The organism is Noviherbaspirillum malthae (genome assembly GCF_015352985.1).
Lineage (GTDB): Bacteria > Pseudomonadota > Gammaproteobacteria > Burkholderiales > Burkholderiaceae_D > Noviherbaspirillum > Noviherbaspirillum malthae.
In genome coordinates this window covers 1-12,872 of the sequence record NZ_JACYXF010000061.1, presented here as the reverse complement: position 1 = coordinate 12,872, position 12,872 = coordinate 1, and the positions used below count along the sequence as shown (strand labels likewise).

The 12,872-nt window shown below is 53.6% G+C and carries 13 protein-coding genes; 4 read left to right on the top strand and 9 right to left on the bottom strand.

All coding sequences use genetic code 11. From position 1 onward, the window contains the following. Positions 1 to 21 precede the first annotated feature (21 nt). The 7 genes from IGW03_RS30540 to IGW03_RS30510 form a co-directional block, all read right to left on the bottom strand. The gene (locus IGW03_RS30540; RefSeq protein ID WP_194726244.1) at positions 22 to 687 is read right to left on the bottom strand and encodes an RraA family protein; all 666 of its coding nucleotides are present in this window, start codon (positions 685 to 687) and stop codon (positions 22 to 24) included. Position 688: 1 nt separating this feature from the next. After that, complete coding sequence (locus IGW03_RS30535; protein WP_194726243.1) at positions 689 to 1,504, bottom strand: carbon-nitrogen hydrolase family protein; 816 nt, start codon at positions 1,502 to 1,504, stop codon at positions 689 to 691. 61 nt (positions 1,505 to 1,565) lie between these two features. Next, entirely contained in the window at positions 1,566 to 2,450 is an 885-nt protein-coding gene (locus IGW03_RS30530) for a LysR family transcriptional regulator (protein ID WP_194726242.1), read from the bottom strand. A gap of 139 nt (positions 2,451 to 2,589) precedes the next feature. Continuing rightward, on the bottom strand, positions 2,590 to 3,453 hold the full coding sequence (locus IGW03_RS30525) for a TauD/TfdA dioxygenase family protein (protein ID WP_194726241.1): 864 nt from the start codon (positions 3,451 to 3,453) through the stop codon (positions 2,590 to 2,592). 593 nt (positions 3,454 to 4,046) lie between these two features. Next, entirely contained in the window at positions 4,047 to 5,195 is a 1,149-nt protein-coding gene (locus tag IGW03_RS30520; protein WP_194726240.1) for a porin, read from the bottom strand. Positions 5,196 to 6,174: 979 nt separating this feature from the next. Beyond that, complete coding sequence (locus tag IGW03_RS30515; RefSeq protein WP_194726239.1) at positions 6,175 to 7,044, bottom strand: nucleotidyl transferase AbiEii/AbiGii toxin family protein; 870 nt, start codon at positions 7,042 to 7,044, stop codon at positions 6,175 to 6,177. Then, positions 7,032 to 8,114 carry a type IV toxin-antitoxin system AbiEi family antitoxin gene (locus tag IGW03_RS30510; protein ID WP_194726238.1) on the bottom strand — a complete coding sequence of 361 codons (1,083 nt, stop codon included), beginning with the start codon at positions 8,112 to 8,114 and terminating at the stop codon, positions 7,032 to 7,034. The genes IGW03_RS30515 and IGW03_RS30510 overlap by 13 nt, the downstream gene beginning before the upstream one ends. Positions 8,115 to 8,429: 315 nt before the next feature. Between IGW03_RS30510 and IGW03_RS30505 the strand changes: the two genes are divergently transcribed. Beyond that, complete coding sequence (locus IGW03_RS30505; protein WP_194726237.1) at positions 8,430 to 8,591, top strand: hypothetical protein; 162 nt, start codon at positions 8,430 to 8,432, stop codon at positions 8,589 to 8,591. Positions 8,592 to 8,713: 122 nt separating this feature from the next. Here IGW03_RS30505 and IGW03_RS30500 read toward each other — a convergent pair whose 3' ends face one another. After that, positions 8,714 to 9,829: a DNA-binding protein gene (locus IGW03_RS30500; RefSeq protein WP_228536199.1), complete on the bottom strand. Its 1,116-nt coding sequence runs from the start codon at positions 9,827 to 9,829 to the stop codon at positions 8,714 to 8,716. Positions 9,830 to 9,926: 97 nt separating this feature from the next. On the opposite strand from IGW03_RS30500, the gene IGW03_RS30495 reads away from it, so the two are divergent. Both IGW03_RS30495 and IGW03_RS30490 read left to right on the top strand, forming a co-directional pair. Then, positions 9,927 to 10,769 (top strand): tyrosine-type recombinase/integrase, encoded by an 843-nt coding sequence (locus IGW03_RS30495; protein WP_194726236.1) that lies wholly within the window; start codon positions 9,927 to 9,929, stop codon positions 10,767 to 10,769. A gap of 311 nt (positions 10,770 to 11,080) precedes the next feature. Further along, positions 11,081 to 11,578, top strand: coding sequence for a hypothetical protein (locus IGW03_RS30490; RefSeq protein ID WP_194726235.1), 498 nt, complete (start codon positions 11,081 to 11,083; stop codon positions 11,576 to 11,578). A gap of 123 nt (positions 11,579 to 11,701) precedes the next feature. On the opposite strand, the gene IGW03_RS30485 is transcribed toward IGW03_RS30490, so the two are convergent. Then, complete coding sequence (locus IGW03_RS30485; protein WP_194726234.1) at positions 11,702 to 12,028, bottom strand: LysR substrate-binding domain-containing protein; 327 nt, start codon at positions 12,026 to 12,028, stop codon at positions 11,702 to 11,704. A 323-nt stretch (positions 12,029 to 12,351) separates the two neighbouring features. Here IGW03_RS30485 and IGW03_RS30480 point away from each other — a divergent pair, with 323 nt between their 5' ends. Beyond that, positions 12,352 to 12,744: a hypothetical protein gene (locus IGW03_RS30480; protein WP_194726233.1), complete on the top strand. Its 393-nt coding sequence runs from the start codon at positions 12,352 to 12,354 to the stop codon at positions 12,742 to 12,744. Positions 12,745 to 12,872 lie beyond the last annotated feature (128 nt).

Here is a 12,872-nt window from a genome sequence, read left to right as displayed (position 1 = left end):
TATCCCGGATACTCCGGCTTATTACGAATCTTTAAGGACAATTGCATTGGCACCGGATAGGTCACCAAGCTTTTCACCGTGGGCCAAGCGTTCGAGGTTTGTTTGGCCGCGAGCCTGTTTTTCAAGCGCCATAACGGCGGTTTCTTCAACATCGCAGGGCGGAAGTACTAACACACCGTTCTCATCACAAATTACGATATCGCCCGGATTGACGACGACGCCGCCACATGACACCGGCATGTTGACCATGCCACCTAAGCCATAGATTCGAGTGGTAATGGGCGAAACACCGCGGCTCCATACCGGGAACTTATGCTCTTCTATTTCATAGGGGTCAGTGCACGGACCATCGATCACTACTGCGGATGCCCCCGCGACGCTGGCTGCTCTCGTCACGCCGCCACCCCAGCACGCATGCTTGTGGTCACCGAGTCGGTCAATCACAACAATGTGGCCAGGCTTTAATTGCCCAAGCACATGATGTAACGCCGTAGAATCTTGTGCGGGTAGCGCTAACGTAACGGCGGTGCCAACTACCCGTTTGCCTGCACTCAGGGACCGAATCTCTGGGGGCATGAATCCCCAATGACGAAAATGCCCAACTGTCGCGGTTTCCACTTCCAGCAAGCGGTCACGGAGAGCAGGTTCAATTGGCGCCGGCATGTCGCCGATAACAAACTTCTTCATGTCAGAGCACCTTATGAGAGGCCAGCGGAATTTGTTTGCGTGTTTCTACGATGCGCGCAGTTTCAATGCGTGCAGAAACGAACCCGACTCCATCGGACGCGCGGGCTATCACGTGCCCCCACGGATCGCAGACAAGGGAATGACCGTACGAGTATCGTGTCTCACCGTTCTGCTCAAACGGCCCTGTCATGCCTGCTGCCAAAAAATAGCATTGCGTTTCGATTGCACGCGCCCGGAGAAGAACTTCCCAATGGTCCTTGCCTGTCTGCAGAGTAAAGGCTGCTGGAAGTGCGATCGCTTCTGCCCCGTCAAGACGGAGCTGTTGAAACAGCTCAGGGAAGCGTAAGTCATAACAGATGGCCAAACCGAACTTGATTCCGTCAATATCGACTACCGCCGTAGCGGTTCCAGGCGCTACGGCGTCGGATTCACCATACCGCAGGCCGTCTGGTGTGTGAATGTCGAACAGATGAATCTTCCGATAGCGAGCAATCTCCTGCCCTTGTGGGTTGAACACAACCGATGTGTTATAGACCCTTTCGCCACCTGGCGCCGTTTCGTAGAAGCTGCCGCTGTGAACAAACACTTTGCAGTCCTGCGCCAGTTTGCGGCACATGTCATAGGCAGGACCATCGCGTTCAGCTTCGCCTGCGGCGACCTTGTCTTTTGGAGTTCCTCCGGCCCAGTCGAAATGCTCCGGAAAGATTACGAGCTTGGTGCCATCTTGGTCGATGGCTTGGCGCGCGAGCTGCTCTGCATCCCGCAGGTTCTTCGCCTTATCCTGGCCCGAATTCATTTGAATTAAAGAGACTTTCATTATTTGCCCTAAAGCTAATATTGTTGGCGCAGTCAGTTCTGCCGAGTACTATGGTTCGCTATCAATGAGATACCGTGTGTTGCAGGAACTCGATCAAAGCTCCGACAGCCCTATTCTCGTGTTGGGAACTCGGCGTAAATGCACCAATCTCGACATGTTCCGCAGGTATGAGCGGCAAAGCGAGAAGGCCGGAGTCCTGCCTATCTGGAAAGCTGAAGCTGCTGACAATGGTGACGCCAAGGCCACCACGGACAAGCTCGATCGCCGTGCCAGCGTCCCCAACTTCAATAACATAGTTGGGCTTAACACCGGCTTGTGCGAACCAGTTCTCCACTTTTGGACGAATCAGCCCGTTACTCTTCAGTGCCACAAATGGCACATCCTCAAGCATATTTGCGTCCACATTTGATGCGCCGTTTAGTGGTCCGGATGTCGATGACACACAAAGCAGCTCACTATCAAATAGTTTCGTGAACGTGGCATCGACGCCGGACGACCGGGAAAAGATTCCCAAGTCGGCTTGCCCGGTGTTGATTCGGTGCACAATGGTAGTGCGATGGTCGACATCAAGAAACAGCTTCAGGCCTGGATGGGCAGCAGCGAACTGTCCGATGCTATTGACTATTCGCCCTGCCGAGAGCGCTTGCGTAATCAGTATCCGAATAGACGACCGTTCGTAGTTAGCTATCTGAAGCGCTGCCGATTGAATCGCATCGAGTCCAAGATAAAGCCGGTCGACCTCAGCCATCAATTGAATAGCCTCAGGCGTTGCCGTGAGCTTTCCACCTTGGCGGCTAAACAGTGTAAAGCCGACCGCCGCCTCCAAGCTTCCAATCAAATAGCTCACCGCAGGTTGCGTAATCGACAACGCCGCACTGGCTCGCACCATGCTTCCTTCGCGCATGACTGCTCTGAAGGCTTCAATCTGTCTAAGTTTGAGGTTCATGGTACGTGTATGGGAGTGAGTCATCGAACCCAATGATCTACCTGAAGATGCTCTGTCCAGTCAATTACAGCGATTCAGTTTTCAATACGGAAAGCCTGCGTTGAGTTCTAATTCATTACCGTAGCCTTTCCTTTGTCGGTCATGCCGGTATTGGGCGCTCACCTTCTGCTGTCGTACGATGCATAAGACGAATGGTATTGGGATCGAAGGGATCACGGCGATGCATTGTGCAGCGGTTATCCCACATCATCATGTCGCCCGATTTCCATTCCTGAAACCAAACGTGTTCGCGTCGTGTGGCGTGCTCCCATAGCTCGTCCAGAAGCTCTTGGGCTTCGCGCTGATCCATTCCAACAATGGACTGGTGCTTGGGATCGCCGCCCAGATAGAGACACGGCTTCCCAGAGTCGCCGTGACGACGCACGATCGGATGGTCGACACCAGGCCAATCAGCGAAGTTTGACGAAGTCGGTCGCTCTTTCCCCAGGCGGACCTCGCCGCGACCGTCATATACCGATTGATGGTGAATCGACAGACCACGCAACCGTTCTTTCATCGAGGCAGGCAACGTTTCATACGCAGCATACATGTTGGCCCAGTACGTGTTACCACCGTCGGGAGGCAGTTGTACCGAACGCAAGATAGCAGCTGATGGCGGACGGTCTACGAACCAAGTGTCCGTATGCCAATTCACTTCCCCATCACCCAAGTCACCAGCGGCTGTACCATCGGCCTTCTTTTTATTGCTAATGACCAGAATTTCAGGAAACTCGGTATTCTTTCCCTCTTGCAACTGACGGGGGTGAAAAACAGGGGCGCCGATTGTTTTGCTAAAGGCTACTTGTTCCCGGTCGCCGATGTTGACATTACGGAAACGAATCACTGGGTATTTTGTCCATGCAGACCGCAGTTCACTGACCACTTGGTCATCCAGCGCATTAAACGGGAAGTCCTCGATTTGCCCTACAAAGTTGGGCACTATTTCCTTGACGTTGAATCTCATACCGCTCTCCTTTGTTACAGATCCGTGACCAATCACGATGAAGAAATTTTATTTGGGCCACGCGATTAGCGATAATCAAAAGGTTGGGCTAGGCTATAAGTGGGTTTGATAGGCTAGCTTGGACAGACTTACAGCCGGCACAGATCAACCAGTCCCAACATATCGCTGTCGTGAGTCGACGACGGTCTGTAGGTACCGCTGGCCTGGCTTGGCCGCTTATTGCAGAGCTGGATAACAGGAAAGAGTGGAATGCAAGCTTGCGTGCGCAATCACATTCAGCTTCGCGCCGAATTTGCCTACGCTGATATGGAACGGTGCGCATTCTTCACTGCCCGGTGATGCGCTATCGTCAACGGAACATGACAAGAACGGTCTGACATACGGTGAAGACCTAAAGTCGTCACCGTACGGGTAAGAAAAAGCCGGCTAGATGCCGGCCGAACCCGCTGGAAGAGGAGATATTCAATGCAACGATAAGATTGCGCGGATAGCGGTGATCCAGCGCGTACACCCCTGCCTGATGCGCATCACCGTAGTTCTCTCGCAGAGGCACCGGGCCTCGTACCCGGCGCCTTCCACGGCTTCTTGCTTTTTTAGAACCGATGATGAACGCCGATTCTGTATTCGCGCAAGTTGTACGCGCTGGTGGCAACGGTCCCGGTTGCCAAGGACTTTTTGCCCGTTGAATCGGAAGCCGTTGCATATAATGCGGTACGTTTAGACAGATTATGTATATAACCGGCAGAGATAATACGCACATCGCCCTCATAGTCCACACCGGTAGTAGTCCGGTATGGTTTGCCGTCGCGGTACTGATATGACGCCATGAATCGCCCATTAGCAGCACCAAGCGGCGAGCTGACGCCCAACATGTAACTGTTCGCATCAGGCCGATCAGTCGGCCCGCTGGCCCCTACGGCGCTCAGATCTTGGGTGATTGGAGAGTAGATTGAAAGATTCGTTTGCCTCGCGTAGGCGGCGTGCAATGCGGCGACTCCAAAGTCATACTGTGCGCCTACTTGCAGATGTTTTTGTGTTGGATTCTGCCTACCTGCGAATGGGCCTGTAGCGAGTACTGAGGGTTTGAAGATATCATACGTAACCGCTGCGAACAATGGCCCGGCGGCGTAGCGAGCGCCAAGAGCAACACTGCGATTATTATTACGTGAACCTGCATTTTCCGATACCACTGCGTTTGGATCAGATTGGAATGAATACATAATGCCGGCCTGAAGACCATTGAAGTCCGCAGACCGGTAGGCTATCGCATTGTCAAGGCGCACTGCACCAGACGAGAAGGTACGATTCAAGGACGCCACACCAAAGGCAGTTGTGAAGGGGTCAATTTTGGACCACATATCAAACGTGCCTGTACCCGAGGAGAACGTTCCAAAACGACCCAAAGCAAGCGTACCCAGCTCCTTGCTTTCAAGTCCTACCCATGACTGGCGTCCAAATAACCTTCCGTTGTTACCGAGGGCGCCGGTGTCAGTCGAATAGCCATTTTCCAGGGTAAAGATCGCACCAATACCATTTCCCAGATCTTCTCTTCCCCTGAATCCAATGCGGTTTCCTGCAGCGCCACCGCTATCAAGAAGGAGTCTATTGCCAATGACGTTGCCTTTGAAGTCGTTATACGTCACACCAGCATCAACAATGCCGTAGATGGTTACGTTGCTCTGAGCGTAACTCACGGTAGAACATGCGATCAAAGTGATGATGCCAACGGCGTGTTTATACATTTTGTCTCCTTTACGTATTCACTATCAGAATTGTTGTTGCTGGGGGCGGTCCTATCCAACGCAGCAGGACAGAGGTGTAATTAACGTTAAACCGGCCACTGCCCATAGACAGAAAGCCGAATGCTTAATGAAATAGGCACAGTTCGCTCTTTATGAGGCGCCTGAGTATTGGGTGGCTCCCACTCACATTGCGTCCTTAAGGCATGTTTTGTATGAAGTTGGCAGGCATCCTAGCTCCCTACTAGGATTTTTTATGCGTGCCTTGAGGCGTAGTACTTCTCTTACTCGGTTTGCTTGAGCTTATCGGTCACCTGTGAATGGTTTGATTCCTAAGATGCAGACCTGCCATTTCTTGCGACGGCGCTCTACACCGGCCCAACAGCTTTGGGTGCAGGCGGCGAAGCGGCGCCATTGATATTGGTGCTTTTAACAGAAAAACGCCTTGCTTCCACAATGATTCATTAGCTCACATTTACAAGACTTTCTCACTCTTCTCTTTTATCGCTAGTGAACGTATTTCGATATTGGGAAGTGTATTTAAGCGGCCCAATGTAAGGAAATCAAAATAAAGGGCAGCTCTATAAACGAATTTGATAGGGTCTATTTACATGGCCCGAGCACGCGCTGGAATAGGGCCGTATAGGCACATGTTCGCTTTCCGATTAAACGGCAGCCATTATCACGATATGAGTAGGAGAGACACTGCGCGAGTCCGTCAGGCCCGTGGCCAATCCAGAGGGAAGATAGCCCGCCATACACCCCGTCGGTTGAAGTTTGTCGTTGAGACCGACTGCACTATTGCCATGATGAGCCGCCGCGGTCGTGCAACACCTGGTGTTCGTGTCAAGAACGCTGTATTGGAAAAGTTCGGTCGCAATGTGATGGTATTGGACCAGCATAGGCTCTTGAGTCAGAGAGCCTTAATCACCCGAAGCGCACTAGTTTGCTCAACAAGTACGCTTGCCCCTAATTCACCTACTCACTCTCGCAGCGCCATGGCGCGCAACAAGGCGTCGATCTGCCCGAACGCATCTTGCTGCCACTGTTCCGGTGTACGATCACCCAGTAGACGGGTGTCTTCAACGAAGCGCCTCACGCAGGTGGGCCCGTGCCCGTCAAAGGTGTCAAACTTGTCGGCGATATGCCGGAAACCACGCTCGCCACTGGGATGCCCGAGTAATTGGCGACATTCATGTGCCAGGGCCTCGATACCTGCAGGATAGTTCCGCACGCAGTAATAGATGTCGTAGGCGTCCTTCTGCTTGTAGCGTCCTGCCAGTGCATGGCCCTTCATTGCCAGCAGAGCGGGGATGGAGCACACCGCGATTTCCACGCGGTTCGTTCCTCCGTGCGGCATCGGGCCTGCTACCGCAACCAGTTGGTAGAACCGCATCGCCAGGTCGGCGCCATCAGCCCGTTGTACGGCGAAGTCGCTGATCAAGGGAGGATTGTTTTTGACGATCTCCGCATCGCGCGGCATCAAGAAATCGACCACAACGTCGATCGCTTCGCCGTCATCGCGCGCGGGCACTTGGCGAACCAGTTGGAAGCGTCGAAGCCCTTCGCGCTGAGCGTATCCGTGGCCTCGAAGCGCACCAATCAGGGTCGCGTACTCGCCATCGCCGAGTGCTTCCGCGTCCAGCCCGACGTCCACGTCGAGTGTGCCGACGTGCGGCATGTCCTCGTTGGCTAGTAGTAACCAGGGAACCGCCCCGCCGATAATGGCGAACTTGCCCTTGAAGCTGCCAAGGATCTGGCCCATCTCGATCAGCACAGACTTTACTGCTGCAGTCGTGCGGTCGTCATATTCAGCGGCAGACTGTGGTTCCTGGGATGTTATTTTGGCCATGTAAGCCTTTCTTGGCGCAAGTAGCCGGCGGCTTCAGCGCCGCGTTCGCCGGCAATAGAGAGGTCGAGGTATGTCTGAATCAGGCTCGTGCAGACCGCTCCCGGTGCAGGTTCAGTCGTGTCGGTGAGCAGCCCCGCATCCTTTGGCACGATGACAACCACGTTTTCGCCCTTCGATGTGGGAGCGAGTTTCAGCGCAGCCTGAAGCTTCTGCAGACCGTTCTCATCGGAAAAAAAGTAGTGCGTACTGGTACGTCCGTAAGGAGCAAGCCACTGGGCTGCCGAGAAGGAGGCAAAGACCGCGCGCCCGGGACTGCCTTCAGATTGCATTGCCCTGCGAGCTGCATCTTCGAGTGCGCTGCCATGCAATGGCGTGTAGAACCGCAGCCGCTCACCTAGAGGCGCGGTGTAGCTATCCCGCCATGCGTCCAGGAGTGCGTCGGGCTCTGAAAGGACGAGGCCATCGTCCGAGGCGCAAGCCCATTCCCGGTCAATCAAACCGGTGCGCACATTGCTGACGTGCCCTAAGCTGACCCCGGAGATTTCCGACAGCTCGGTGACGCGCCATGCACGGCCAGGCTCACGCAGCAGGACGCGCAAAACCTGGGCCGACTTGGGCCTGAATAGCGACTTGAGTTCACGTTGTTCGGCCACAGGTTTGTCCGACACCATGCGCTCTATGAACACGCCGCCAAAAGTGATCCGGGCATTTCCTTCCAGATCGAGGTAACCGACACCCTTTTCTTCACACAACTGCCTCACCGTGGGTGAGATGTAGGGTGCGATGAAGATGGGCGTCGCCCCAGGAGCTCGCTGCGCAATGTAGTTATCCAGTTCCAGCAGTGCAGTGCGGGCGTAGCGTGGTTGCCCATTCGGCTTAAACCCGCAAATGAGCAGGTGCTGACGCCCGTCCACGCGCAGACGGGCGGTCAGGTCCGGACCCAAATCGCCAGACATGCCCTCGGCTTCAATCTCTTCGATCTGAAGGATTGGTATTTTCTCAAGCAACCGCTGCAGTGCCTCACCGGCACGTACCTCTGCTTCTTTCATTGCATGGACCTCTTTCAGCATTTGCTGAAAATAGCACGTTTATTGAAATTTCTGTTGAGATTTCACTGCATCGGGCTATTTCAGCGTTTGCTGAAATGAGCGTTTTCTTTGAAAAGTTCTGAAAGGCAACCTAGGATAGTACCGCGTGTGGACATCAATCAATCTATCCTTACACTCGAGCTCCATAGGTAGATGGCTGAAAGTGGATAGTGAATCGCAAAAGCCATTCACAAAGCTTATATCTTCGCATCACCACTTGAAATTGGGAATGTTGCTTGTCGAAGCCTATATTGTCTCTACAGCAAACGACATTACGACCGAAAGAAAGGTACAGCCATGACAGCTCTTGCACTCAACACCGCGAACCGCTCCGCCGCCTTCTTGAGCTCCTTCATTGCTGCCTTGGACAAGGCCATCACCATGGCAAAGGCCGTTCACCATGACAGCCCGAACGCAGCGGATATGAAAAAAGTCCGTGCGATCGCCGAGACTATCTAACGCGTCAGTCCGCATTCCGCCAGCTAGGTATTTGACCAAAACTGGTGCCGCATGTTGATGCGAGCATTATTGCAAGGCCTGTCATCCGCTAGGGATCACAGGCCTTTGTCAATTTTGGGACGTCACTTGCCTTCGTCTTTCTCGGTGCGGTTCTGCTGTTTGAGATAGCTGCGCAATTCCTCATTCAGAGCCTGCTGTGCCTCCATTCTGGCTTGCGTGGTAGCCAGCGACAATTCCAACTCCCGTACTTGCCTTGCATTACCCTCTGACTGCGCCGTCGCTGTCGCCAGCTGTTCGGTTAAGCGTTCAGACAACACGGTCTTTTCTGCCAGCTGCACCTCCAGCACCCGCGCACGCTGTTCCGTGTCCTGCAGTGATTCCATACGCTGCGCAAGCTGCCGGCTATTGGCCTGCTCGTCATGCAGTGATTTGCGCGTGTGAGACAGGTCCGATACCAGACGCACGCCGTCCTGGTTCAGTCGGGTCACTTCTTCCTGCCTGACCACCAGGGATTGCTGCAGCTGCCGCATCTCGGCTTGCAACTGTTGCACCTGCTGTTCGTGCCGGCGCTGGTCCTGCTCCCGCTGTTCCTTGACCGAGCTGCGGTAATGCTCGAGCGATTGCCGCGCATGTTCGTGTTTTTGCTCAAGAGACTGCCGGTGCTGTTCATTCTCGTACAGCCGCTCTTCCAGGCCGACGATGCGCTGTTCGGCAGCGCGGTGTGTCACGGTCAAATCCTGGAGGGCTTCGCGAGTGCTGGCGTGGGCAACCTGCTCTTGCGCTAGCGCGTGATGGGCTTGTGCCAAACGCTCGGTAACGGCCGCCACCTCCGTACGTAGTTCAGCAATCAGTTCGGCCTGCGTGCGGGTCTGCTCCTGATGCTTTGCATTAGCTTGTTCGAGTTTTTCGTTAGCCTCAGCTTGAAGCTGACCCGCCAAGCGCTCGACCAGATCCTGCAGCACCTCGCTGATCGAGGATTTACGGTCGACACCTTCTTCTTCCTGAAGCTCCCGCAGATACTTGTGGATTGTCGTCTTGGAGCCGGTATTCCCAAGGGCGATACGTACGGCATCGACGGAAGGATGCTTACCTTGGGCGAGAAGAATCTCGCGCGCCTGTTTTACGTCTGTTTTATATAGCCCTGATCGCCCCACAGCACACCTCGATATATGGTTACGCATTACATGATACATATTTACGTACGATACAATAACGGCGTTCGCTTTAATTTTCAACATGCCTATAACTGGATAATGCGGGATTAACCGGCATTGACGCCATTTTCCGGTATATTTGGGTGTATTGATCCGTAAAACCCTATTCACCAGCTACTGCATGACCAAGCTCGACCAGTACGTAAAAGCCGCCACCCGCGATAACACTCGTAAGGCCTACCAAGGTGCGGTCCGTCACTTCGAAGTCGAATGGGGCGGCTTTTTGCCAGCAACCGCGGAAAGCGTCGCCCGCTACTTGGTCGGCCATGCCGAAACGCTGTCAGTCAGTACGCTGCGCCAGCGGTTGGCCGCCCTCGCCCAATGGCACCTGGACCAAGGCTTTCCCGATCCAACCAAAGCGCCGATTGTGAAAAAAGTGCTCAGAGGTGTCCAAGTACTCCACCCGTCCCAAGAAAAACGCGCCAAGCCGCTGCAACTGGACGGGTTCTGGCGTGGCTTTCGCGGCGATGAACTGACCCGGCTGCAGGCCGAGCATGTGGAGATCGTGCCTGGCCAGGGTATGACCTGTTATTTCCCGATCACCAAGACTGATCGGCAGATCAAGGGAACGACGTTCAAGGCGCCGGCCCTGGAGCGACTCTGCCCGGTCGAAGCCTACCTGGCATGGGTAGGCGCTGCGCAGATTAGTGATGGTGCGGTTTTTCGGAGCATCGACCGCTGGGGGCATGTCGGTGACGTTGGCCTACATATCGACAGTCTGGTACCGCTGCTGCGCTCGATCCTGAAAGAAGCTGGTGTTGTGTCGCCTGAACTCTACAGCGGCCATTCACCGCGGCGCGGCTTTGCGACGTGGGCCAGCGCAAACGGTTGGGATGTGAAAATGCTAATGGAATATGTTGGCTGGAAGGATGTGCATTCGGCCATGCGCTATGTCGACAGTGCCGATTCATTTGCGAGGCACCGCATCAGTGAAATGCTGGCGCTCGATTCTTCTGCAGAATGAAGCCTTTGGCAAAACTTTTCAACATTCAAAACCACGCCGGCAAAGAAACGTTCGATACCAGCTCGGAGAGGTGCCGAATAACGTTCGGCTTGTCGTTGAAAGTATTTTTACAACCTTCAATGGCGAAGAGCTACCGAAAAAGTCGCCCCTTAGTGCCGTCCCACTCTCGCATATTTCGGTCATGGTACGGACTCTGGCTGCTACCGGAACCTGCATAGATTGTTAACCGCCCCGGATTTGTGAAAGGCTTTGACAAAGCAAGCCTCGACGTCTATGTTGCATATTGTTAATAGCCGTTCCACAGGGCCTTTATGGATCAGATAGGCAAGCCCACCCTGCTGATTGCTGTCAGTCGCCAAGACACCCCGCTTGTTCATGATGTCTTGGACGACGAATTCAATCTATTGGTTTGCCATTCCTTTCAAGACGCCAAAACACTCTTGGCGCAAGACATCAGCCTGGTGACTTGTGGGGTGCACTTCGATCAAGGCCGGATGTTTGACCTGCTGCAGCTGGTGAGGTGCGACCCGAAACTCCACGAAGTGCCGTTCCTGCTTGCCTTGGGACGTGAAGTCAAATACTCGCCGGCGATCCTGCAAGGCATTGAGACTGCCGCCGAATCACTTGGTGCGACAGCATTCATCAATATGCTGGAATTGGTTTCGAGTATGGGCAAGGAAACCGCGTATGAAGACATCCGACGCACAGTTCGCAGGCTGCTTCATCTGAATTCGCTTAATCAATCTATCAGCTCCCGGGCTAAGGCAAGCCAATACGATTCAGACGCAGAGGAGACACGGGCGGCGTAAACAATAAGTTTCAAGTACAGCTTTTAACATTATCGCTCAAACGCGCGACCTACGTGCTCCAAGATTGAAGTAGTACCAGCTTGGACAAGGAGTCGTCCGAGAAACTAAGCATGCGATACAGGTTTAAAGGTTCTCGAAGATCTCGATCAATTTAAGTGCTGCGGGTGACAAATAACTGTTTCTCCTATAAGTGACCACAAGCCTTCGGTGCATGGTTGTTTCTTTCAGCTGCACCTCCTTCAATGGAGTGCCGGCTCCCAAATGGTGTCGGGAAATAAAGCTTAAAAGTCCGGTCTCTGAAATTAATGCAGGCAGAATCAGAAGCATGCTGGCTTCGACCTGAACGACCGGGCGGGGCAGCTTCTTGCGATCAAATGTCTGGTCCAGCCAGTCCCGTGTCGGCGCGCCGGCTGGTTGCAGTACCCATCGGTAATTCAACAGATCCCCCATAATGTCGCAAAAATGCCCTTTTGCTAACAATGTCGATAGTCGGGTTCCTAGGCCTCCCTCCCAGCACAGGAATCTTAAATACGGCTGCTACTTGTTCAATTCCAGCCATTGCCGTTTAACCGACTAGGTTCCGACGCGTCGCATTGCTTTCTTCCGACATTCTCCGAAGTAAGCGCTCGGGTACCGTTAAAGCGGACCGGTGCCATGAGACAGGCTTTTCATATTTATCTGAACGCAATTTCTAAAATGCAAATTCACATACAATCAGGAACCTTGGAAAAACAGCGTTTCCGCAACACCCCGCCAATATTATATAAATTGCAATGAAAGTCCGTAGCTACCTGCTGTTGCTTGCATTGATCATTCTAGTTCCAGTGGTAGTCTTCTCCGGACTTGCGGTCGCGCGCCTTCATGATGCTTTTCATCGGTCTTCGGAAGAAAATCAGATGGAAATTGCCCACTCTGTCGCGTTGGCCATCGACCAAGAGCTGACAAGTGCCAAGTCTGCTTTACGGGTACTTGCTGCATCCAGCTTTCTGGAAGCGGAAGATTTTGCAGCCTTGTACCAGAATGCGAAGGTCGCAAATATCGGCGAGACGGGCTGGGTCATACTTTATGATGCCAAGGGCGATCAGGTCGTCAACACGCGCGTTCCATATGGCACCCCGATTTCTACCACGAGGTATCGTCAAATGTTGTGGATAGACGGTGATTGATCAGGCGGCGGCCAGCTGCTGATGCTCACGAACTCCATCGACAAACTTCACTCCTCGAATCACCTCTGCCAGCCAGGTGAATCCCTTCAAACGCCGGAACGATTGCTCGGCGCAGATAGCCAGCTTGA